Below are 22144 nucleotides of genomic sequence, written 5' to 3'. Positions count from 1 at the left end.
TGGCCGGGTGAACGAGCAGACTGCCAAGGACCCCTCGGCCTCCGACGACGAGCGTCCCGAGGCGCGGCTGGAGCGGGCCGTGCGCGCCGCCGAGCAGGCGCTGATCGAGTTCGAGATCGCGGTGGAGACCTTCCGGGTGGAGGTCGAGAACTTCTCCCGGCTGCACCACCAGAAGCTGGGCCCGATGTACTCGCGGCTCGACGAGCTCGACGCGCTGATCGCCGAGGCCAGGGCGGCCCGCACCGGTGACCCCGAGGACCTGCGCAAGGCGCGGGACGCGCGGGCGCTGGTCATGCCGATGCCCGGGGTGGACGAGCTGTTCCACGACTGGTTGGACTCGGACGGCATCTCCGACGACGCCGGTGCCATGCTCACCGAGCAGCCGGTGCGGCCTCCGGAGCGGGTCCGCCCGTCCGAGGAGGTCCGTCGCCTCTACCGCGAGCTGGTCCGCCAGGCGCACCCCGATCTGGCGCAGGACGACGCGGAGCGGACCCGGCGGGACGAGTTCATCGCCCGGGTGAACTCCGCGTACGGGCGGGGCGACGAGCCGCTGCTGCGGGAGCTCGCCGAGGAGTGGGCGGCCGGTCCGGCGCCGCGGGAGGAACGCCCTTCGGAGACCGAGGAGCTCTACGCGCGCCTGGAGTGGCTCGCGCGCCGCAAGGAGCTGCTGGCCGTGGTGGCGCGGGAGCTGGAGGACAGCGCGATCGGGTCGATGCTGCGGATGGCTCCGGAGGACCCCGACCGGCTGCTGGAGGAGATCGCCGAGCAGCTGCTCGGGCAGGTCTCCGAGCGCGAGGCGGAGCTGGCCGGGTTCGCCGAGTAGGGATCTCCGGCTGATGGCCGCGACGCCGCGGACATCAGCCGGACACCTCCTGGCCGCCGGCCCGCGCCGCGGGTGGACCGGATGGCCGGTGCGTTCGGATAGGTTCTGACCACCCCTGTTACGAGAGAAGGCGACAGCTATGAACTTCGGACCGCTCCCCTCGGTGGACGTCGCCGCGGTGCCCTCCGAAGGCTTTGTCCTCGACGTCCGTGAGGACGACGAATGGGCGGCCGGACATGTCGAGGGTGCGCTGCACATCCCGATGAGCGACTTCGTGGCGCGCTTCGGTGAGCTGACCGAGGCGATGGACGCGATCGAGGGCGCCCCGCGCGTCCACGTGATGTGCCGGGTCGGCGGGCGCTCCGCGCAGGTCACCCAGTACCTGGTGCGCCAGGAGATCGACGCCGTGAACATCGACGGCGGGATGCAGGCCTGGGACGCCGCCGGGCGCCCGATGGTGACGGACAACGGGAACCCGGCCTTCGTCCTGTAGGACCGGCGCGCCGCGCGGCACGGTCAGGTGAGGGGATGGGCGGCCAGCAGGTCGCCCAGGGCCTCCTCGTGGGCCGCCGCCGGGCCGAGCTGGAGTTCCAGCTGCTTGGCCCAGGCGTGGTAGCGGTGCAGGGGGTAGTCGGTGTCGGCGCCGAAGCCGCCGTGCAGGTGCTGGGCGGTCTGGACGACCCGGCGGACCCCGTCGGACGCCCAGATCTTGGCCACCGCCACGTCCCCGGCGCTCGGCAGCGGTCCGCCCGCTCCGCCCGTCGCCGCGTCGAGGCGCCAGGCGGCCTGCCAGAGGGTGACCTCCATGGCGCGCAGGTCGATGTAGCGGTCGGCGGCCTGCACCGCGACCGCCTGGAAGCTGGCGACGGGGAAGCCGAACTGCTCGCGCTTGCTCGTGTACTGGCTGGTCATGGTCAGGACGCCCTCACCGAGCCCGAGGGCGAGGGCGCAGGTCCCGGTGGCCAGCACCTGACGCAGCCGCTCCCAGGCACCGGGTGCGTCGATGACGTGGCCCGCGGGGACCCGTACGCCGTCCAGGGTCAGCTCCGCCATCTTCTCGCCGCTGGTGGAGAACTGGTCCGCGAGGGCGAGGCCGTCGGCGCCGCGCGGGACGAGCGCGATGACCGCGTCCCCCTCGCCGAGGTGGGCGGGGACGGCGATCCAGTCGGCGCTGTGCGCCCAGGGAACGGCCGTCTGCACGCCGTCCAGGGTCCAGCCGCCGTCGCCCTCCGGGCGGGCGGTGACGGCCAGCTCGGCCGGGTCGTGGCCCGAGCGGCCGTGGGCGGCGACGGTCAGCACGCTTTCGCCGCGGGCGACCGCGGGCAGCAGCTCGGCCCGCAGGGCGGGACCGCCGTGCGCCTGGATCGCCATGGCGGTGGCGCAGTGCTCCAGCAGCGGTACCCGGGCCAGTACCTTCGCCGCTTCGCGCAGCACCAGGCACAGGGCGATGGTGTCGAGCCCGGCCCCGCCGTGCGCCGGGTCGAGGACCAGGCCGATCAGGTCGCAGGCGGCGAGCTTGGCCCACAGCGGTCGGTCGAACTCGTCGGCGACGGCGCCCGGCGTGAGCGCGGGGCTGGGCACGCTGTCGGGCGCGACGTCCGCGAAGACGGCCTTCGCCGCCTCGACCGCGGCCTGCTGCTCCTCGGTGAAGGTGAAGTCCACTGCCTGTCCTCCCGCGCGCACCGGATGTGTTTCTGTCTGACGGTGCGTCAAGATAGAACACGTTCCTGAAAAAGCACAGGAGTACTGGGAGCGGCTCCGCGCGGCGGCCCGGGCGACCGCCGCGCACGGACCGGATCAGCGGTCGAAGTCGATCTCCACTTCCTCCGTCACGGGATGCGACTGGCAGGCCAGCACGAAGCCGGCTTCGGTCTCCTCGGCCTCCAGCGCGAAGTTCCGCTCCATCCGGACCTCGCCCGTCACCAGGAACGCCCGACAGGTGCCGCACACCCCGCCCTTGCAGGCGTACGGCGCATCCGCGCGGCCCCGCAGCACCGCGTCCAGCAGGGACTCGCCCTCCTGGACGGGCCAGGTGCCGGAGCGGCCGTCGAGCCGGGCGGTGACCCGGGCGAGCGCGGCCGGACCGCCGCCGCGACCGGTGGCGGCGGGCGCCGCGGTGGTGGCGGTGTCCTCGACGTGGAAGATCTCCTCGTGGATCCGGGTGCGGGCGACGCCCAGCGCGCCCAGCGCCCGCTCGGCGCCCTGGACCAGGCCGTAGGGCCCGCACAGGAACCAGCCCGCCACCTCGCCCACCGGCAGGAGCGCGGGCAGCAGCGCCGCCAGCCGCTCCTCGTCGAGCCGCCCGGACGGCAGCCCCGCCTCCTGCTCCTCCCGGGACAGGACGGTGACCAGCTGGAACCGGGCGGGGTAGCGGTCCTTGAGGTCGGCGACCTCCTCCAGGAACATCGTCGATGCCGCCGTACGGTCGCTGCGCACCAGGCAGAACCGGGAGTCGGGCCGGGCGGCGAGCAGGGTCGCGGCGATCGACAGCACCGGGGTGATCCCGCTGCCGCCGACGACGGCCGCGTAGTGCGCGGTGGCCGGGGCGGCGGCCGGGTCCAGCACGAACCGGCCGGCCGGGACCATCACCTCCAGGACGTCCCCCGCGGCGATCTCCTTGTGCGTGAAGGTGGAGAACTCGCCGCCCTCCACCAGCCGCACCCCGACCCGCAGCCACTGCGGTCCCGGACCGTCGGCGGCCGGGGCGGGGGAGCAGATCGAATAGGTGCGCCGGACCTCCGGCCCGTCGGCCGGCCGGCGGCGCAGGGTCAGGTGCTGGCCCGGGGCGTGCCGGTACTCCTCGCGCAGCTCCGGCGGCACCCGCAGGGTGAGCGCGACCGAGTCGTCGGTGAGCCTCTCGACCTCCGTCACCGTCAACGGGTGGAACGCGCCGTGCCGGGCCGCGGTCATCTACAGCTCCTTGAAGTGGTCGAACGGTTCGCGGCAGGAGACGCAGCGGCGCAGGGCCTTGCACGCGGTGGAGGAGAAGCGGCTGAGCAGCTCGGTGTCGGTGGACCCGCACTGCGGGCAGCGCACCGACAGGCTGATCGACACCGGCCCGCCGGCCGCATGCGGCCGGGGCGGGGCGATCCCGAACTCCGCCAGCTTGCGGCGGCCCTCGGCGCTGATGTCATCGGTGGACCAGGCGGGCGAGAGCACGGTCCGCACGCTCACCTCGGCTATGCCGTGGTCGTGCAGCACGCGCTCGATGTCGGCGGACATGGCTTCGATGGCCGGGCACCCCGTGTAGGTCGGGGTGAGCGTCACCTGGGCGCTCCCGTCCTCGCCCATCCGCACGCCGCGCACCACGCCCAGCTCGGCCAGGGTGAGCACGGGCAGCTCGGGGTCGGGCACCGAGCCCGCCAGCGCCGCCAGCTCCTCCTCCAGCCGCGTCGCGGTCACCACGACGCCCCCGGGTGGCTGCGGTGCAGGTGCTGCATCTCCGCGAGCATCCGCCCGAACGACTCGGTGTGCAGGCCCTGGCGCCCGGCTCCGGCGGCCCAGGCCCCGGTGCGGGCTCCTTCCGGCAGCGCCAGGCGGGCCCGCTCCAGCACCTCGCCCACCGCGGTCAGCCAGCGCTCCTCCAGAGCGGCCCAGTCCACCTCCAGGCCGGGCACCGGCTGGAACAGCTCGCCGGTGAACTTCCACAGGGAGTCCAGGGCGGCCCGCATCCTGCGCGCGCTCTCCTCGGTGCCGTCGCCGAGCCGCAGGGTCCACTGCTCGGCGTGGTCGCGGTGGTAGGCGATCTCTTTGACGGCCTTGGCCGCGAGCGGCGCGAAGGGCCCGTCCCCGGCGGCCAGCTCGGTGAAGAGCAGCTGCTGGTGGAGGGAGAAGAAGAGCTGGCGCACGATGGTGTGGGCGAAGTCCCCTACCGGCTGCTCGGCCAGCTGGACGTTGCGGAAGGCGCGCTCCTCGCGGAGGAAGGCCAGTTCGTCCTCGTCGCCGACCATGGAGAGCAGTACGCGGGCCTGGCCCAGCAGGTCGAGGGCGATGTTCGCCAGGGCGACCTCCTCCTCCAGGACGGGCGCGTGCCCCGCCCATTCGCCGAGGCGGTGGGAGAGGATCAGCGCGTCGTCGCCCAGGGCGAGGGCCGCCGTGCGCTCGGACTCCGTCAGCGTGACGGAGTCGCCGGGCGCGGTGGCCCGCGGCGGGGTCTGCGGCGGGGTCTGCGGCGGGGTCTGCGACGTGGTGGTCACAGGTGACGCACCCCCTCCGGGATGTCGTAGAAGGTGGGGTGGCGGTACGGCTTGTCGCCCGCCGAGGCGAAGAACGGGTCCCGCTCGTCCGGCGAGGAGGCGGTCACCGCCGCCGAGGGGACCACCCAGATGGAGATGCCCTCGCCCCGCCGCGTGTACAGGTCGCGGGCGTTGCGCAGCGCCATCTCCGCGTCGGGGGCGTGCAGGCTCCCCGCGTGCGTGTGCGAGAGTCCGCGGCGCGAGCGCACGAACACCTCCCACAGCGGCCAGTTCTGCGTCATACCCGTGCCTCCTCGTTCTGTGCGGTGTGCTTCGACGCGTACGCCGCGGCCGCGTCGCGGACCCACGCGCCGTCCTCGTGCGCCCGACGTCGCTGGCCGATGCGCTGTTCGTTGCAGGGGCCGTTGCCCTTGAGCACGTCCCAGAACTCCGACCAGTCGATCGCGCCGAAGTCGTGGTGCCCGCGCTCCTCGTTCCACCGCAGGTCCGGGTCGGGCAGGGTCAGGCCCAGGGACTCGGCCTGCGGGACGGCGATGTCCACGAAGCGCTGGCGCAGCTCGTCATTGGTGTGCCGCTTGATCCGCCAGGCCATCGACTGGGCGGAGTGCGCCGACTCGTCGTCGGGCGGGCCGAACATCATCAGGGAGGGCCACCACCAGCGGTCGACCGCGTCCTGCGCCATGGCGTGTTGCGCCTCGGTGCCCTGCGAGAGGGCGAGCAGCAGCTCGTACCCCTGGCGCTGGTGGAAGGACTCCTCCTTGCAGATGCGGACCATGGCCCGGGCGTACGGACCGTAGGAGCAGCGGCAGATCGGGACCTGGTTGGTGATCGCCGCGCCGTCCACGAGCCAGCCGATGGCGCCGACGTCGGCCCAGGTCAGGGTGGGGTAGTTGAAGATCGAGGAGTACTTCTGCTTGCCGGCGTGCAGCTTGTCGAGCAGCTCGTCGCGGCTGGTGCCCAGCGTTTCCGCGGCGCTGTACAGGTAGAGCCCGTGGCCGGCCTCGTCCTGCACCTTGGCCATCAGGATCGCCTTGCGGCGCAGCGAGGGCGCGCGGGTGATCCAGTTGGCCTCGGGCTGCATGCCGATGATTTCGGAGTGGGCGTGCTGGGCCATCTGGCGGACCAGCGAGGCGCGGTACTCCTCGGGCATCCAGTCGCGCGGTTCGACCCTCTCCTCGGCCGCGACGGCCGCCTCGAAGGCCGCCACCAGCTGCTCCGTCAGGCCCGCCGCGAGGGCCATGCCCTGCCCCGTCTCCGGGGTCACTGCCACCATCACGGCCTCCTGCCGATGTCGCCCCACCGCCCGACCGACCGATCGTTCGGTTCATTCTCTTCAATGGTGGGACGACGGCCCGTAGGGTGTCAACCTCTGTGGATGGCCGAAGATCGGGGCGGGATGGTTTCGAACGAGAACGAAGCCGCGGCGGGGCCCCCGGCGCAGCCGCCCCGAGCCCCCGGAATCGCCGGTCTGTCCGCCCCGTACCGGGTCGTCGCGGCCCTGGCGCTCGGCGCCGTCGCGGTCACGGCCTGCTGGCACCTGGCCCTGGTGTTCCTGCACGTCGCGCCGTCCAACACGGTCGGCAAGCAGCACGCGCGCACGGTGGACGACTGGATCTACCCCGAGTTCGAGCAGAACTGGAAGCTCTTCGCGCCGAACCCGCTCCAGCAGAACATCGCCGTCGAGGCGCGCGCCCAGGTGCGCACCGGAGCGGGGGAGCTGACCACCACCGGCTGGTGCGACCTGTCCGCCGCCGACGCCGACGCCATCCGGCACAACCCGCTGCCCAGCCACACCCAGCAGAACGAGCTCCGCCGGGCCTGGGACTTCTTCACGGGCTCGCACGACGAGGACAACAAGCCGAACGGCGACCGGGGCGCGCTCTCCGAGACCTACCTCCAGCGGATCGCCGTCGCCCGGCTGACCCGGTCCGGTCCCGGTGCGGGCGGCGGCGCGGGGGACCGGATCCTGCGGATCCAGCTGCGCTCGGCGACGACCTCGGTGGCGGCGCCGCCGTGGAGCGCGGAGAAGACCGACACCCAGACCTACTACCGGGAGCTGCCGTGGTGGACCGTGCCGACCGTGTGAGCCCGGGCGCGGCCGACCGTGTGAGCCCCGGCGCATCCGTCCGCGTCCGCGCCGGTGCCGTACGGGCGGCGGTGGGCCGGGGGCTGGCGAAGGTCACCGGGCAGGCGCTGGGCCCGTACCAGAGCGCCGTCGTCCGGATCGGGTTCTCCGCGACCTGGCTGCTCTTCCTGCTGCGCGAGTTCCCGAACCGGCGCGAGCTGTACGGTCCCGACGGGCCCTGGAGCTGGCAGCTGGCCGAGCGGCTGATCGACTCGAACCGCGCCTTCACCGTGCTGATGTGGTCCGACTCGACGCTCTGGTTCGAGATCGTCTACGCGCTCGCGCTCGCGTCGGCGGCGCTGCTGCTGCTCGGCTGGCGCACCCGGGCGATGTCCGTGCTGTTCATGGTCGGGGTGCTGTCCCTGCAGAACCGCAGCGTGTTCATGGGCGACGGCGGGGACAACGTCATCCACCTGATGGCCCTCTACCTCGTGCTCACCCGGTGCGCGCGGGTCTGGTCGCTGGACGCGCGGCGCGCGTCCCGGACCGGATCGGCGTCCACCGGGGCCGCCGGGCCGGTGCTCTGGGTCCTGCTGGGCCTGGTGCTGCCCTACGCCGCCTTCACCGACGCGGTCAGCACCGGCTGGCTGGCTGTGTTCGCGACGCTGTGGGTGGTCCAGGGCCTGTGGTGGATGGTCGAGCGCTACGAGCCGGACGGCGAGGGGCGAGCGACCCTGGACGTGATCGCCGACCTGGTGCACAACGCGGGCCTGCTGGTGATCATGGTGGAGGTCTGCCTGATCTACTCCACGGCCGGCTGGTACAAGATCCAGGGCTCGCGCTGGCAGGACGGCACCGCCCTGTACTACCCGCTGGGGCTGGACTACTTCACGCCCTGGCCCGCGCTCTCGGGGCTGCTCGCGGCCAGCGGCACCCTGGTGATGCTGCTGACCTACGGGACGGTCATGGTGCAGGTCGCCTTCCCGTTCACGCTCTTCAACCGGCGGATCAAGAACGTACTGCTCTGCGTGATGATGCTGGAGCACGCCGGGATCGCGGTGCTGCTGGGGCTGCCGTTCTTCTCGCTGGCGATGATCGCCGCCGACGCCGTCTTCCTGCCGACGGTGTTCCTGGTGTGGCTGGGGGCGCGGGCCCGGGCCCTGCGCGAACGGGCGGGCGGATCCGCGGACCGCGCCGCGGACCCCGAGCCCTCGGCGCCGGAGCCGGAGCAGGAGTACGCGCCCGCGCCCGCGCCGTAAGGTCGTGCGCATGAGCAGCGCAGAGACGGCCCCGGCGGCCGAGGCGGACGGGACGGCCGCGACGGTCCGGCGGTGGCGCGAGGCCGCGGGGCGGGAGGAGCTGGTGCTCCTCGACGGGTTCCACGCGCTCAAGCACGCGGTGCGCTTCGGCGCGGAGGTCGCCCTCGCCGTCGCCGAGGACCGCGGAGCGCTGCTGGAGCTGGCCGACGAACTGGCCCCGGACGTCCGGGCCGCCCTGGACGGCCTCGTGCGCGAGGCGCCGCTGCGCGAGCTGGTGAACCGCGTGCACCCGACCGGGGTCGCGGCCCTCGCCGTGCGCCCGGACCGGGAGACCCTGCGGGGCGCGCTCGAACGGACCCCCCGCGGCGCACCGGTGGTGGTCCTGGACAACCCCCGCAACCTCGGCAACGTCGGCGCCGTCGTCCGCCTCGCGGCGGGTTTCGGCGCCACCGGCGTGGTGACCCGGGGCGACCTCGATCCCTGGCACCCGCACGTGGTCCGCGCGGGCGCCGGGCTGCACTACGCCACTTCGGTGGCCCGGCTGGAGCTGGAGGAGCTGCCCCCGGGGCCGCTCTACGCGCTCGATCCGGAGGGCGAGGACATCCGCGCCCTCACCCTCCCGGACGACGCCCTGCTCGCCTTCGGCTCGGAACGCCACGGCATCTCGCCCGAACTGCGCGCCCGGGCCGATCACCTGGTGTCCCTGCCGATGCGTCCGCAGGTCTCCAGCTACAACCTCGCCACCAGCGTGGCCATGACCCTCTTTCACTGGGGCGGCCCGAAGACCTGACCAGTGGGCAGCCGCTCAGGCCTGGCGGCGCACCTCCACCACTCGGAAGCGGTTGGCCACGAACGCCCCGTCGCACAGAGCGGCGTTAGCGGCCGGATTGCCACCCGAGCCGTGGAAATCGGAGAAGGCGGCGGTCTGGTTGACGAAGACCCCGCCCGTCAGGTTCAAGGAGAGCTGCGCGGACTCCTCCAGGCAGACCTCCTCGATCGCGCGCTCGGTGTCGGCCGAGGAGGTGTACGCGCCGACCGTCATGGCGCCCTTCTCCCGCACCGTGCGCCGCAGCAGCTCCAGCGCGTCCGCGGTCGAGTCGACCGCCACCGCGAAGGACACCGGGCCGAAGCACTCGGAGAGGTACGCAGCCTCCGGGTCGGCCTTGCCCGCGTCCAGCTTGACCATCACCGGCGTACGGACCACCGCGTCCGGGAACTCGGGGTTGGCGACCTCGCGCGAGGCCAGCGCGACCTCGCCGAGCCCGGCCGCCGCCTCCAGCCGCGCCTTCACGTCCGGGTTGACCAGCGCGCCCAGCAGCGCATTGGCCCGGGCGTCGTCGCCCAGCAGCCCCTCGACCTGGCGGGCCAGGTCGGCCACGACCTCGTCGTACGACTTGTGGCCCGCGTCCGTCGCGATGCCGTCGCGCGGGATCAGCAGGTTCTGCGGGGTGGTGCACATCTGGCCGCTGTAGAGGGAGAGGGAGAAGGCCAGGTTGCCCAGCATCCCCTTGTAGTCGTCGGTGGAGTCCAGGACGACCGTGTTGACCCCGGCCTTCTCCGTGTACACCTGCGCCTGGCGGGCGTTGTTCTCCAGCCAGTCGCCGAAGGCGGTGGAGCCGGTGTAGTCGATCAGCTTGATCTCGGGGCGGACCGCGAGGGTCTTGGCGATGCCCTCGCCGGGGTTCTCGACGGCCAGCGCCACGAGGTTGGGGTCGAAGCCGGCCTCGGCGAGGACCTCGCGCGCCACCCGCACCGTGAGCGCGAGCGGCAGCACGGCCCGCGGGTGGGGCTTGACCAGCACCGGGTTGCCGGTGGCCAGGGAGGCGAACAGGCCCGGGTAGCCGTTCCAGGTGGGGAAGGTGTTGCAACCGATGACCAGCGCGACGCCGCGCGGCACGGCGGTGAAGGTCTTGCCCAGCTGCAGCGGGTCCTTCTTGCCCTGCGGCTTGGACCAGTCCGCCTGCCCCGGGACCCGGGTCTGCTCCTCGTACGCGTAGGCCACGGCCTCCAGGCCGCGGTCCTGCGCGTGCGGGCCGCCCGCCTGGAAGGCCATCATGAAGGCCTGGCCGCTGGTGTGCATGACCGCGTGCGCGAACTCGTGCGTACGGGCGCCGATCCGGGCCAGGATCTCGATGCAGACGAGGGCGCGCGCCTCGGGTCCCGCGTCGCGCCAGGCACCCATGCCCGCCTTCATGGCCGGCAGCAGCACGTCGGGGTCGACGTGCGGGTACTCGACGCCGAGCTCCGGTCCGAACGGCGACACCTCGGCGCCCGCCCAGCCGTCGGTACCGGGCTGCTCCAGGTCGAAGCGGGTGCCGCGGACGGCCTCGAAGGCGGCGAGGCCCTCGGCCGCGGCGTTCTCGCCGTAGGCCTTGGGGTGCTCGGGGTGCGGGGACCAGTAGGCGCGGCTGCGGATGGCCTCCAGCGCCTGGTCGAGGGTGGTCCGGTGCTTCTCGGACAGCTGGGGGACGGTGAGCGCGGCGGCCATCTGGGACCAACTCCTCGTTGAGCCGGGCGGGATCGAACTGCGGATCGACGATGCGGATCGGCAAGCGGATCGGGCAAGGAAGGGCGGGGAAGAGCAGACTGGAGTTAGAGTAACCGAACGATCGGTCGGGACAAGAGGGCCCGACGGACCTGTGGATAAGTCGGTGCGGGAGGATCGGGTCATGACAGCAATCGAGCGCTCCCGCACTGTGGCGGTCGTCGGCGCCGGCACCATGGGCCAGGGCATCGCACAGGTCGCCCTTCTCGCAGGTCACCGGGTGCTGATCTACGACATCGACGAGGCGGCGGCCCGTGCGGGCCGCTCCGCGGTGCAGGACCGGATCGAGCGGCTGACCGCCAAGGGGCGGTTGGATCGAGCCGAGGCCGACGCGGCGATCGGCCGGATCGAGTCGTCCCACGAGCTGGCGGACCTCGCCGGCGCCGCGCTGGTGATCGAGGCGGTCGTGGAGGACGCGGGCGTCAAGCGCGCGCTCTTCGCCTCACTCGAAAAGGTGGTCGCTCCGGACGCCCTGCTGGCGACCAACACCTCCTCCCTCTCCGTCACCGAACTCGCGGCGGGCCTCTCCCACCCCGGCCGCTTCCTCGGCCTGCACTTCTTCAACCCGGCCCCGCTGCTCCCGCTGGTGGAGGTGGTCAGCGGCTTCGCGACCGACCCGGCGGCCGCCGGGCGCGCGTACGAGACCGTCCTGGGCTGGGGCAAGAGCCCGGTCCGCTGCGCGGACACCCCCGGCTTCATCGTCAACCGGATCGCCCGCCCCTTCTACGCCGAGGCCTTCGCGGTGTACGAGGAGCGCGGCGCCGACCCCGCCACGATCGACGCCGTGCTGCGCGAGAGCGGCGGCTTCCGGATGGGCCCCTTCGAACTGACCGACCTGATCGGGCAGGACGTCAACGAGGCCGTCACCCGCTCCGTGTGGGAGTCCTTCTTCCACAGCCCGAAGTTCACGCCCTCCCTCGCCCAGCGCCGTCTGGTCCAGTCGGGCCGGCTGGGCCGCAAGTCGGGGCACGGCTGGTTCCCCTACGGCGAGGCCGCCGCGGCCCAGGACGCGCCCGCGCGGCCGCACACCGCGGGGCCGCAGCCCGGTCCGGCGTCGGTGAGCGTCGTCGGTGACCTGGGTCCCGCCGCGGAGCTGGTCGACCTGATGGAGGAGGCCGGGATCACGGTCAGCGTCTCCGAGACCGGCGGCCCGTACATCCAGCTGCCCGGCGAGGGCCAGTTGGTCCTCGCCGACGGCAAGACCTCGGTCGAATTCGCCGACGTCGTCTACTTCGACCTCGCCCTCGACTACCGCGGGGCCACCCGGATCGCGCTCTCCGCCAGCGAGGACACCTCCGAGGAGACCCTCGCCGAGGCCGTCGGCCTCTTCCAGAAGCTGGGCAAGGACGTCTCCGTCATCGGGGACGTGCCCGGCATGATCGTCGCCCGCACGGTCGCGATGCTGATCGACCTCACGGCCGACGCGGTCGCGCGCGGCGTGGCCACCGCCGAGGACATCGACACCGCGATGCGGCTCGGGGTCAACTACCCGCTCGGGCCCTCGCAATGGCACGCCGAGCTCGGCCAGGACTGGGCCTACGACCTCCTGCACCACCTCGACGAGCGCTGCCCCGGCGGCCGGTACGCGCCCTCCCTCGCCCTCTACCGGCTGGGCTACGCCGCCGACGCCGAGGACGCCGGGGCCGAGGACGCCACCGGTGCGGAGGACGGGGCGTGACCACCGCGAGGCGCGACACGTACACCCCGGAGACCCTGCTGACGGTCGCCGTGCAGGTCTTCAACGAGCGCGGCTACGACGGCACCTCGATGGAGCACCTCTCCAAGGCCGCCGGCATCTCCAAGTCCTCGATCTACCACCACGTCGCGGGCAAGGAGGAACTGCTGCGCCGGGCCGTCAGCCGGGCCCTGGACGCTCTGTTCGCCGTCCTGGAGGAGCCGGGCGCGGTGCGCGGCCGGGCCGTGGACCGGGTCGAGTACGTCACGCGGCGCACGGTGGAGGTGCTGGTCGCGGAACTGCCCTACGTCACCCTGCTGCTGCGGGTGCGCGGCAACACCCGCACCGAGCGCTGGGCGCTGGAGCGGCGCCGCGAGTTCGACCACCAGGTCGCCGAGCTGCTGAAGGCCGCCGCGGCCGACGGGGACCTGCGCGCGGACGTCGACACGCGCCTGGCCACGCGGCTGCTCTTCGGCATGGTGAACTCGCTGGTCGAGTGGTACCGCCCGCACTCCGGCGGGGACCGCGAACAATTGGCGGACGCGGTCGTCCGGATGGCCTTCGGCGGCCTGCGCACGGCCGTCTGAGGACGCGCGTACGGCCATCCGAGGGCCCGCGCACGCCCTTACGGGCCCGGGCTCTTACGGGCCCGGGCTCTTACGGGCCCGGGCTCAGTCCTCCGGAGCGAGTGCCGGGCCCTCGTGCACCGTGCCTGTGCCCGGGGCCAGCAGATCCGTTTCCTCGAACACCAGCAGGGTGCGGGTCGAGAGCACCTCCGGGATGGCCTGGAGCCGGGTCAGCACCAGCTCCCGCAGCGTGCGGTTGTCCGGCGTGTGGACCAGCAGGAGCACGTCGAAGTCCCCGCTGACCAGGGCGATGTGCACGGCCCCCGGCAGCTCGCGCAACTGCTCGCGGACGGTCCGCCAGGAGTTCTGGACGATCTTGAGCGTGATGTAGGCGGAAGCGCCCTGACCTGCGCGCTCGTGGTCCACGCGGGCCGTGAAGCCCCGGATGACCCCGTCGTCGATCAGCCGGTTGATCCGCGCGTAGGCGTTCGCCCGCGAGACGTGGACCTGCTCCGCCACCGACCGTATCGAGGCGCGGCCGTCCGATTGGAGCAGCCGCAGGATCGAACGGTCGATGGGGTCCAGCGGGCGAGGCGGGGCCGCCGCCGGCACCGCGGGCGGCGGGGCGGGCTGCGCCGCGGGCGGTACGGGACCCCCCGGTGCGGCCGGCGACGGACCCGCTCCGGCCATTTGTTCATCCGGCATTGCCCGATGCCTCCCTCTCCTGGACGTCCTGCCCCCATCCCAGGCCCCCGGCGCCCGTTTGTCCACAGCCTGGAGGTGCCTGTAGCCAAATTGCGCGCCGAACCGAACAATCGGTAGGTGAGGCGCCTCACACCCGGGGCTCTCCCTGCCCGCTTCCCACGAGGAGGTGTACGCCGCCATGACGGTCCAAGAGCTGCCCGGTGCCGGTGCGTCCCACCGTCCCACCCCGCCGCCCGCCTGGAGGCCCCGTACGGATGCCGCCCCGCTGCTCCCGGACCCCGAGCCGTACCGGGTGCTGGGCACCCCGGCGGCGGAGAAGCTCGACCCCGAGCTGATGCGCCGGTGCTACGCCGAGCTGGTGCGCGGCCGCCGCTACAACGCCCAGGCGACCGCGCTGACCCGACAGGGCCGGCTCGCGGTGTACCCGTCCACCGTGGGCCAGGAGGCCTGCGAGATCGCGGCGGCACTGGTCCTGGAGGACCGCGACTGGCTCTTCCCCAGCTACCGCGACACCCTGGCGGCCGTGGCCCGCGGGCTGGATCCCGTACAGGCGCTGACGCTGCTGCGCGGCGACTGGCACACCGGCTACGACCCGCGCGAGCACCGGATAGCCCCGCTGTGCACCCCGCTCGCGACCCAGCTGCCGCACGCGGTGGGCCTGGCGCACGCGGCGCGGCTGCGCGGCGACGACGTGGTGGCGCTGGCGATGGTCGGCGACGGCGGCACCAGCGAGGGCGACTTCCACGAGGCGCTGAACTTCGCGGCCGTCTGGCGGGCCCCGGTGGTCTTCCTCGTCCAGAACAACGGCTTCGCGATCTCCGTCCCGCTCGCCAAGCAGACCGCGGCCCCGACGCTGGCCCACAAGGCCGTGGGGTACGGGATGCCCGGCCGGCTGGTCGACGGCAACGACATCGCGGCGGTGCACGAGGTGCTGTCCGAGGCGGTCGGCAGGGCCCGCGCGGGCGGCGGTCCGACCCTGATCGAGGCCGTCACGTACCGGATCGAGGCGCACACCAACGCCGACGACGCGACCCGCTACCGGGCCGACGACGAGGTGGCGGCCTGGAAGGCGCACGACCCGGTGGAGCTGCTGGAGCGCGAGCTGACCGCCCGCGGTCTGCTGGACGCCGAGGGCATCCAGCAGGCCAAGGACGCGGCCGAGGTGATGGCGGCGGCGCTGCGCGAGGGAATGAACGCCGATCCGGTCCTCGATCCGATGGACCTGTTCGCGCACGTCTACACGGAGCAGACCGACCGGCTGCGGGAGCAGGCCGCCATGCTGCGCGCCGAACTGGAAGCGGGGGCCGAAGCATGACCACGGTGGCGGCGAAGCCGGCGACGAAGACGGCGGCCAAGCCCGCGACCATGGCGCAGGCCCTGGGACGGGCGCTGCGCGACGCGATGGCCGAGGACCCGACCGTGCACGTCATGGGCGAGGACGTCGGCGCGCTGGGCGGGGTCTTCCGGATCACGGACGGCCTGGTGAAGGAGTTCGGCGAGGACCGCTGTACGGACACCCCGCTCGCGGAGGCCGGGATCCTGGGCGCCGCGGTGGGCATGGCGATGTACGGGCTGCGGCCGGTGGTCGAGATGCAGTTCGACGCCTTCGCGTACCCGGCGTTCGAGCAGCTGATCTCGCACGTGGCGCGGATGCGCAACCGCACGCGCGGCGCGATGCCGATGCCGATCACCATCCGGGTGCCGTACGGCGGCGGCATCGGCGGCGTCGAGCACCACAGCGACTCCTCCGAGGCGTACTACCTGGCCACCCCGGGGCTGCACGTGGTGACCCCGGCGACCGTGGAGGACGCCTACGGGCTGATGCGGGCGGCGATCGCGAGCGACGACCCGGTGGTCTTCCTGGAGCCCAAGCGGCTGTACTGGTCGAAGGCCGACTGGTCGCCGGAGGCGCCCACGGCGGTCCCGGGCATCGGGAAGGCGATGGTCCGCCGGGCGGGCACGAGCGCCACCCTGATCACCTACGGGCCCTCCCTGCCGGTCTGCCTGGAGGCGGCCGAGGCGGCCCGCGAGGAGGGCTGGGACCTGGAGGTCCTGGACCTGCGCTCGCTGGTGCCCTTCGACGAGGAGACGGTGGTCGCGGCGGTGCGCCGGACCGGGCGCGCGGTCGTGGTCCACGAGGCGAACGGCTTCGGCGGACCCGGCGCGGAGATCGCGGCCCGGATCATGGAGCGCTGCTTCCACCACCTGGAGGCGCCGGTGCTGCGGGTGACGGGCTTCGACATCCCGTATCCGCCGCCGATGTTGGAGAAGCACCACCTGCCCGGCGTGGACCGGATCCTGGACACCGTGGCCCGCCTCCAGTGGGAGAACTGATGCCCCAGGTGATGGAGTTCAAGCTGCCCGACCTCGGTGAGGGACTGACCGAGGCGGAGATCGTGCGCTGGCTGGTGGCCGTGGGCGACGTGGTCGCCGTGGACCAGCCGGTCGTGGAGGTCGAGACGGCCAAGGCGATGGTCGAGGTGCCCTGTCCGTACGGGGGCGTGGTCACCGCCCGGTTCGGGGAGGAGGGCACCGAGCTGCCCGTGGGCGCCCCGCTGATCACGGTGGCGGTCGGCTCCAGCACGGTGCCGCAGGCCGATCCGGTCGCCGTCGAGGCGGAGTCGTCGGAGTCGGGTTCCGGGAACGTGCTGGTGGGCTACGGGACGGACCACTCCCGCCAGGCCCGGCGGCGCCGGATCCGCCCGGCGGCGGCCGCTCCCGCGCCGGTCACCGCCACGGTCGTGCCGGTCGCCCCGGTCGTACCGGTGGCCGTCGCTCCCGTGCCCGTGGCCCCCGTGGCCCCCGTGGCCGTCGGGCCGGTGGCGGTGATCTCGCCGCTGGTGCGCAAGCTGGCCCGGGACAACGGGCTCGACCTGCGCGCCCTGAACGGTTCGGGCCCCGAGGGGTTGATCCTGCGTGCGGACGTCGAGGCGGCGCTGCGTGCTCCGCAGCCCGTGGTGGCGCCGCCGGTGAACACCGGGGTGTCGCTCTCCCCCGCGGGCGAGCGGATCCCGCTCAAGGGCCTGCGCGGGGTGGTCGCGGAGAAGCTCTCGCGCAGCCGCCGGGAGATCCCCGACGCCACCTGCTGGGTGGACGCGGACGCCACCGAGCTGATGGCGGCCCGGGCCGCGATGAATGCCGCGGGCGGACCGAAGATCTCGGTACTGGCCCTGCTGGCCCGGATCTGCACGGCGGCGCTCGCCCGCCACCCGGAGCTGAACTCCCGGGTGGACCTGGAGGCGAACGAGATCGTCCGGCTGTCCTCGGTACACCTGGGCTTCGCGGCCCAGACCGACCGGGGCCTGATGGTCCCGGTGGTCAAGGACGCGCAGGCGATGAGCGCGGAGGCACTGTCGGCCGAGTTCGGCCGGCTGACCGAACTGGCCCGGGCGGGCAAGCTGGCCCCCTCCGACCTCACCGGTGGCACCTTCACGCTGAACAACTACGGCGTGTTCGGGGTGGACGGCTCCACGCCGATCATCAACCACCCGGAGGCGGCCATGCTCGGCGTGGGCCGGATCATCGACAAGCCGTGGGTGCACGGCGGCGAGTTGGCCGTGCGCAAGGTCGTGCAGCTCTCCCTCACCTTCGACCACCGGGTGTGCGACGGCGGTACGGCAGGGGGCTTCCTGCGCTACGTCGCCGACTGCGTGGAGTCCCCGGCGGTACTGCTGCGCGGACTCTGACAGCCCCCGGTCGGAGGCCGGGCGCCGTTCGGGCGCCGTCCGGGGCTCAGCGGGTCAGCAGGAGTTTGCCCACGTGGGCGCTGGACTCCATGACCCGGTGGGCCTCGGCGGCCCCGCTCATCGGATAGGTGGCGTGCACCACCGGGCGCACCCGGCCGTCCCCGATCAAGGGCCAGACGTGCTCACGGACGGCGGCGACGATGGCCGCCTTCTCGTGGCGCGGGCGGGCCCGCAGCGAGGTCGCGCTGATGCTCGCCCGCTTCGAGAGCAGGGCGCCCAGGTTCAATTCGGCCTTCACCCCGCCCTGGAGACCGATGACGGCGAGGCGGCCGTCGCGCGCGAGCGCGTCCACGTTCCGCGCCAGGTACTTCGCCCCGATGATGTCGAGGATCACGTCGGCCCCGGCGCCGCCGGTCGCCCCGCGGACCTCGGCCACGAAGTCCTGCTCGCGGTAGTCGATCAGGACGTCCGCGCCCAGCTCCGCGCAGCGGGCCAGCTTCTGCGGGCCGCCCGCCGTCACCGCGACCTCGGCGCCGATCGCCTTCGCCAGCTGGATCGCCATCGTGCCGATGCCGCTGGAACCCCCGTGCACGAGCAGGGTCTCGCCCGCCCGCAGGTGCTTGCCCGGGCCCATGAACACGTTGGACCACACCGTGCACACGACCTCGGGCAGCGCGGCGGCCGTCACCAGGTCCACGCCCGCCGGGACGGGCAGCAGCTGCCCCGCCGGGACGGCCACGCGCTCGGCGTAGCCGCCGCCCGCCAGGAGCGCGCACACCTCGTCTCCCACCGACCAGCCCGACACCCCCTGCCCCAGCGCGATGATCCGGCCGGAGCATTCGAGGCCGGGGTAGCGGGAGGCACCCGGCGGCGGATCGTAGAAGCCCTGCCGCTGGAGCACGTCGGCCCGGTTCACGGCGCCGGCCGTGACCTCGACGAGGACCTCGCCCTCGGCCGCCACGGGGTCGGGTACTTCGGCCCAGACCAGGGCCTCGGGGCCACCGGGCTGCGGGATGGTGATCGCATGCATGGGCCGGAGCCTACTCGGCGGGTCCCAGCATCACCGGGGGCGAAGTGGGCGGTGTCGCACGGACGATGGCGATCACCCGGTCCGTCGCTTGGAGGGGGCTGGCGTGCGGGTCGTCGTAGGGGAGCAGCCGGTGCCCGCGCACCACGGTGACCACCAGGTCCTCGGTCTCCCGGACCCGCATGCCGACTTCGGCCTTCCTGACGGGCCGTTCGATCAGGTCGAGGCCGCTGCCCTGCTGGATCAGGTCCTCCATCACGGTGCCCGCGCTGGGGCTGAGCACGGACAGGCCCAGCAGTCGTCCGGCCGCGCTCGCGCTCGTGATGACGGCGTCCGCGCCCGATTGGCGCAGCAGCGGCGCGTTCTCCTCCTCGCGCACCGCCGCCACGATCTTCGCGCCGCGGTTGAGTTGGCGGGCCGTCAGGGTGACCAGGACCGCCGTGTCGTCGCGCTGGGTGGCGATGACCACCTGGCGGGCCTTTTGGAGTTCGGCGCGCAGCAGGACGTCCGAGCGGGTCGCGTCGCCGACCACACCCGTGAAGCCCTCCGCGTTGGCGATGTCGATGACCTTCGCGCTGGGGTCGACGATCACCACCTGATCCTTGGAGAGGCCGGTGGCCAGCAGCGTCTGCAGGGCAGAGCGGCCCTTGGTGCCGAAGCCGACGACGACCGTGTGTTCGCGCAAGTTCTTCCTCCAGCGGTTCAGCCGCCACTCCTCCCGGGTCCGTTCGGTGAGGACTTCCAGGGTCGTGCCGACCAGGATGATCAGGAACACCACGCGCAGGGGCGTGATCAGCAGGACGTTGACCAGCCGCGCGCCGTCGCTGTACGGGACGATGTCGCCGTAGCCGGTGGTCGAGAGGGTCACGGTCGCGTAGTAGACGCAGTCGAGGAAGTCGACCTTGCCGTTGGCGTTGTCGTGGTAGCCGTCGCGGTCGATGTAGACGATGAGGACCGTGAGGCCGAGCACGAACAGGGCCATCAGCAGCCGCCGCGTGACCTGCCGCAGCGGCTTGGTGACCTCGCGCTTGGGGAGCTTGATCCGCCGGGAGACGAGCTTCTCGTCCGCCTGACGGGCCATCGCGTCCTGGCCGTGCAGTTTCACGTGAAACATCCCCCCGTGGCCCAGGGCAGGTCGAGGACCTCGACATCCTGCCCGGCCCCCACCCCGCCCGGCGGTACGACGACCAGCGCGTCCGCGGCCGCGATGCCGCGCAGCATCGCCGGACCGTTGTAGTGCAGCGGCACCGCGTGGTCGGAAGTGAGCAGGACCGGAACGAGCCGGGTGTCGTACGGGTGGCCGGGCACCTCGTCGCGCGCGGGCACGGTGTAGCGGTGCCGGGGCGGGCGGCCGGCGAGGGCGCGCAGCAGCGGCTCGGCGAGGGTGAGCAGGCCGGAGACGGCGGCCAGCGGGTTGCCGGGCAGGCCCACCAGGTGCCGGGCGGCGCTCTGGTCGGGCGCGCGGTCGGCGAGCCGGGCGAGCAGCATCGGGTGGCCGGGGCGTACGGAGACCCCGTCCACCAGCAGTTCGGCGCCCGCCCTGGCCAGCACGGGGTGGACGTGGTCGACCGGGCCGGAGGCGGTGCCACCGGTGGTGACGACCAGGTCGGCGGGGGAGCCGGTGACCGCCCGGTAGAGGGCCTCGGCCCCCTCGGGATCGTCGCCGAGGCGGCGGGTGCCGATGACGTCGGCGCCGAGCTGGGTGAGCCAGGGCCCGAGCATGGGGCTCAGGGCGTCCCGGATCAGTCCGTCGTGCGGGCGGCCCTCGGTGAGCAGCTCGTCGCCGAGCACCAGGATCTCCACGCGGGGGCGCGGCCGGGTGTGCAGCCGGTCGTACCCGGCGGCGGCGGCCAGGCCCAGGACGGCCGGGGTGACCAGGGCGCCGGCGGGCAGCAGCAGGTCACCGGAGCGGCACTCCTGGGCGCGCGGCCGGATGTCCTGGCCGGTGACCACGGGCCGATCGGCGTGCAGCCGGACCGGCTCGCCCGTGGCGTGGGCGTGCTCGCTGCGGATCACGGCGGTGGTGTCGGCCGGGATCCGGGCGCCGGTGGCGATCCGTACGGCTTCGCCGCAGGCGAGGGGGAGCGGCCGGTCTGAGCCGGCCAGGACCCCGCCGCCCTGGCGCACCGCCCAGGGGCCGGGTCCGGCGACCGCCCAGCCGTCCATGGCCGAGGTGTCGAAGGAGGGCAGGTCGGTCAGGGCGTCCAGCGGGGTCACGAGGACCTCGCCGAGCGCCTCGGCGAGCGGGGCGTGGTGGGTGCGGGCGGGGGTGAGCGCACCGGCCCGGGTCGCGGTGTCCACGGCCCGGGACCAGGCCGTGGCCCGGTGCGCGCCGCCCTTGCCCGCCGGGGTCCGGCCGACCAGGGCGAGCGCTTCGTCGAGGTGCTGCTCCAGGCTGCCGCGCGCCGGCTCCGCGGGGGCGGCGTACGGGTTCCTGGCGGCCCCGCCCGGGCCGCCGGTGTCCGACGCGGCGGGAGCGGCGGCGGGAGGGGGAGCGGGGGCGGGCGCTGTGGTCGCGGCGTGGGCAGGGGCCGTACGCGCGGGGGCACCCGCCGCGTCGGCGTGGGCCGGGTCCGCGCCCGGTCCCGCGCCCGATCCGGTGTCCCGGGCGGGGGTCGGGTGGTGTCGGGCGGTGGGGCGGGTCAGGGCGGCCAGGGCTTCGTCCAGGGCGCGCTCGGCGTCGGTGGCGTCGGCGGGTGTCATCCCGAGCCGGTCCCGTCGGCGGAGTCGGCTTCCGCCGCCCAGCGCAGGGCCAGGGCCGCGGCCTTGCGGGAGGCTTCGGCGACCGCCGCGGCGGGGTCGGCCCCGGTGGCTTCGGCCTGCGCCGCCGCGTAGCCGACCAGGAAGGTGGTCAGCGGTGCGGCGGGACGGGCGACGCCGTGGGCGGCGTCACGGGCGAGGTCGAGCAGGGTCTTGGTGTCGACGGCGACGTCGATGCCCAGCTCGTTCTTGACGGCGGTGATCCATTCGTCCAGCACGGACCCATGCTCCCTGATCCGGGCGCGCGCGGCCGCGAGATCGTCCCAGGTGTCGCAGTCGAAGGAAGCGAGGGGCGCGGCCGCGCCCACTCGGACCAGTTCCAGTTCGGCGGTCAGGGCGCGCAGCGGCAGCCCGGTGAGGCTGCCGTGTTCGGCGGTCAGCAGGGCGGTCCCGTGGCGCAGCGATGCGGCGCGGTAGGCGGCGACGAGCGGCTGGTCGCGCCCCTCGGCGTCGCGGAGCAGGGCCCCGTCCACCGGGGCGCCCGCCGCGCCGGTGCCGGTGACAGCGGCGCGCAGCGCCCGTACGGTCTCGCGGTCGAGGAAGGGCAGGTCGGCGGAGAGCACGAGCACCAGCTCGGCGTCGGTGTGCCGCAGCCCGGCGGCCAGCGCGGCCAACGGTCCGCCCCCGGGCGGTTCCTCGCGGGTCCAGCGCACCGGCCGGGAGGTGGGGCGACGGGCGCCGACGACCACGGTGTCCGCGGCGTCGGCGCAGGCGTCGAGCACCCGGTCGAGCAGGGCCCGCCCACCGACGCTCAAGGCGGGTTTGTCGGCGCCACCGAGCCGTCGCGCGGCGCCGCCGGCCAACACGATCGCGTTGTACGTCATGTCCCGAGTATGC

General features: G+C 73.7%; 22 protein-coding genes. 10 read left to right on the top strand and 12 right to left on the bottom strand.

The features are described from left to right. Positions 1-7 precede the first annotated feature (7 nt). Together ACIBEA_RS27895 and ACIBEA_RS27890 are read left to right on the top strand one after the other, a co-directional pair. On the top strand, positions 8-823 hold the full coding sequence (locus ACIBEA_RS27895; RefSeq protein ID WP_399265489.1) for a J domain-containing protein: 816 nt from the start codon (positions 8-10) through the stop codon (positions 821-823). Positions 824-962: 139 nt separating this feature from the next. After that, a complete protein-coding gene (locus ACIBEA_RS27890) occupies positions 963-1316 on the top strand; it encodes a rhodanese-like domain-containing protein (RefSeq protein ID WP_385773800.1) in 354 nt (117 codons plus the stop codon). Positions 1317-1339: 23 nt separating this feature from the next. Here ACIBEA_RS27890 and ACIBEA_RS27885 read toward each other — a convergent pair whose 3' ends face one another. The 6 genes from ACIBEA_RS27885 to paaA all read right to left on the bottom strand — a co-directional run bounded on the left by ACIBEA_RS27885 (position 1340) and on the right by paaA (position 6259). Continuing rightward, complete coding sequence (locus tag ACIBEA_RS27885; RefSeq protein WP_399265487.1) at positions 1340-2485, bottom strand: acyl-CoA dehydrogenase family protein; 1146 nt, start codon at positions 2483-2485, stop codon at positions 1340-1342. 135 nt (positions 2486-2620) lie between these two features. Beyond that, a complete protein-coding gene (locus tag ACIBEA_RS27880) occupies positions 2621-3733 on the bottom strand; it encodes a 2Fe-2S iron-sulfur cluster-binding protein (RefSeq protein ID WP_399265485.1) in 1113 nt (370 codons plus the stop codon). Continuing rightward, the gene (paaD, locus tag ACIBEA_RS27875) at positions 3734-4228 is read right to left on the bottom strand and encodes a 1,2-phenylacetyl-CoA epoxidase subunit PaaD (protein WP_354378790.1); all 495 of its coding nucleotides are present in this window, start codon (positions 4226-4228) and stop codon (positions 3734-3736) included. Further along, the gene (paaC, locus tag ACIBEA_RS27870; RefSeq protein WP_399265576.1) at positions 4222-4938 is read right to left on the bottom strand and encodes a 1,2-phenylacetyl-CoA epoxidase subunit PaaC; all 717 of its coding nucleotides are present in this window, start codon (positions 4936-4938) and stop codon (positions 4222-4224) included. The genes paaD and paaC overlap by 7 nt, the downstream gene beginning before the upstream one ends. A 77-nt stretch (positions 4939-5015) precedes the next feature. After that, on the bottom strand, positions 5016-5300 hold the full coding sequence (gene paaB / locus ACIBEA_RS27865; protein WP_330331447.1) for a 1,2-phenylacetyl-CoA epoxidase subunit PaaB: 285 nt from the start codon (positions 5298-5300) through the stop codon (positions 5016-5018). Beyond that, positions 5297-6259 carry a 1,2-phenylacetyl-CoA epoxidase subunit PaaA gene (paaA, locus tag ACIBEA_RS27860; RefSeq protein WP_399265574.1) on the bottom strand — a complete coding sequence of 321 codons (963 nt, stop codon included), beginning with the start codon at positions 6257-6259 and terminating at the stop codon, positions 5297-5299. Before paaA ends, paaB begins: the two co-directional genes overlap by 4 nt. A gap of 135 nt (positions 6260-6394) precedes the next feature. Here paaA and ACIBEA_RS27855 point away from each other — a divergent pair, with 135 nt between their 5' ends. Genes ACIBEA_RS27855 through ACIBEA_RS27845 form a run of 3 tightly spaced genes read left to right on the top strand, consistent with a single transcriptional unit; the run spans position 6395 to position 9133 of the window. Then, a complete protein-coding gene (locus tag ACIBEA_RS27855; protein WP_399265483.1) occupies positions 6395-7105 on the top strand; it encodes a DUF5819 family protein in 711 nt (236 codons plus the stop codon). Then, on the top strand, positions 7084-8343 hold the full coding sequence (locus ACIBEA_RS27850; RefSeq protein WP_399265481.1) for an HTTM domain-containing protein: 1260 nt from the start codon (positions 7084-7086) through the stop codon (positions 8341-8343). Before ACIBEA_RS27855 ends, ACIBEA_RS27850 begins: the two co-directional genes overlap by 22 nt. 10 nt (positions 8344-8353) lie before the next feature. Then, complete coding sequence (locus ACIBEA_RS27845) at positions 8354-9133, top strand: TrmH family RNA methyltransferase (protein WP_399265479.1); 780 nt, start codon at positions 8354-8356, stop codon at positions 9131-9133. Positions 9134-9148: 15 nt separating this feature from the next. On the opposite strand, the gene paaN is transcribed toward ACIBEA_RS27845, so the two are convergent. Then, on the bottom strand, positions 9149-10831 hold the full coding sequence (gene paaN, locus ACIBEA_RS27840) for a phenylacetic acid degradation protein PaaN (RefSeq protein WP_399265477.1): 1683 nt from the start codon (positions 10829-10831) through the stop codon (positions 9149-9151). A gap of 181 nt (positions 10832-11012) precedes the next feature. Between paaN and ACIBEA_RS27835 the strand changes: the two genes are divergently transcribed. Together ACIBEA_RS27835 and ACIBEA_RS27830 are read left to right on the top strand one after the other, a co-directional pair. Next, entirely contained in the window at positions 11013-12566 is a 1554-nt protein-coding gene (locus ACIBEA_RS27835) for a 3-hydroxyacyl-CoA dehydrogenase (RefSeq protein WP_399265476.1), read from the top strand. Further along, positions 12563-13150: a TetR/AcrR family transcriptional regulator gene (locus tag ACIBEA_RS27830; protein ID WP_399265474.1), complete on the top strand. Its 588-nt coding sequence runs from the start codon at positions 12563-12565 to the stop codon at positions 13148-13150. Before ACIBEA_RS27835 ends, ACIBEA_RS27830 begins: the two co-directional genes overlap by 4 nt. A gap of 84 nt (positions 13151-13234) precedes the next feature. Here the strand turns inward: ACIBEA_RS27830 and ACIBEA_RS27825 are convergent, their stop codons facing one another. Continuing rightward, positions 13235-13834, bottom strand: coding sequence for an Lrp/AsnC family transcriptional regulator (locus ACIBEA_RS27825; RefSeq protein ID WP_399265472.1), 600 nt, complete (start codon positions 13832-13834; stop codon positions 13235-13237). A gap of 178 nt (positions 13835-14012) precedes the next feature. On the opposite strand from ACIBEA_RS27825, the gene pdhA reads away from it, so the two are divergent. The 3 genes from pdhA to ACIBEA_RS27810 are packed head-to-tail and all read left to right on the top strand — an operon-like array spanning position 14013 to position 17520. Continuing rightward, entirely contained in the window at positions 14013-15149 is a 1137-nt protein-coding gene (pdhA, locus tag ACIBEA_RS27820; RefSeq protein WP_399265470.1) for a pyruvate dehydrogenase (acetyl-transferring) E1 component subunit alpha, read from the top strand. Further along, the gene (locus ACIBEA_RS27815; RefSeq protein WP_399265468.1) at positions 15146-16168 is read left to right on the top strand and encodes an alpha-ketoacid dehydrogenase subunit beta; all 1023 of its coding nucleotides are present in this window, start codon (positions 15146-15148) and stop codon (positions 16166-16168) included. The genes pdhA and ACIBEA_RS27815 overlap by 4 nt, the downstream gene beginning before the upstream one ends. Continuing rightward, positions 16168-17520, top strand: coding sequence for a dihydrolipoamide acetyltransferase family protein (locus tag ACIBEA_RS27810; RefSeq protein ID WP_399265466.1), 1353 nt, complete (start codon positions 16168-16170; stop codon positions 17518-17520). The genes ACIBEA_RS27815 and ACIBEA_RS27810 overlap by 1 nt, the downstream gene beginning before the upstream one ends. Before the next feature lie 46 nt (positions 17521-17566). Here the strand turns inward: ACIBEA_RS27810 and ACIBEA_RS27805 are convergent, their stop codons facing one another. From ACIBEA_RS27805 to ACIBEA_RS27790, 4 genes are read right to left on the bottom strand one after another with little or no spacing between them, the layout of a single operon-like run. Next, a complete protein-coding gene (locus ACIBEA_RS27805; RefSeq protein ID WP_399265464.1) occupies positions 17567-18550 on the bottom strand; it encodes an NAD(P)H-quinone oxidoreductase in 984 nt (327 codons plus the stop codon). 10 nt (positions 18551-18560) lie between these two features. Beyond that, entirely contained in the window at positions 18561-19661 is a 1101-nt protein-coding gene (locus tag ACIBEA_RS27800; protein ID WP_399265462.1) for a potassium channel family protein, read from the bottom strand. Further along, the gene (locus tag ACIBEA_RS27795) at positions 19649-21250 is read right to left on the bottom strand and encodes a molybdopterin molybdotransferase MoeA (RefSeq protein ID WP_399265460.1); all 1602 of its coding nucleotides are present in this window, start codon (positions 21248-21250) and stop codon (positions 19649-19651) included. The genes ACIBEA_RS27800 and ACIBEA_RS27795 overlap by 13 nt, the downstream gene beginning before the upstream one ends. Then, entirely contained in the window at positions 21247-22131 is an 885-nt protein-coding gene (locus ACIBEA_RS27790) for an NTP transferase domain-containing protein (RefSeq protein WP_399265458.1), read from the bottom strand. The genes ACIBEA_RS27795 and ACIBEA_RS27790 overlap by 4 nt, the downstream gene beginning before the upstream one ends. Positions 22132-22144: the final 13 nt, after the last annotated feature.

Source organism: Streptomyces sp. NPDC051555, assembly GCF_044454405.1.
Lineage (GTDB): Bacteria > Actinomycetota > Actinomycetes > Streptomycetales > Streptomycetaceae > Streptomyces.
The sequence above is the reverse complement of the archived record's forward strand: the minus strand, read 5'-3'. Positions and strand labels throughout refer to the sequence as shown.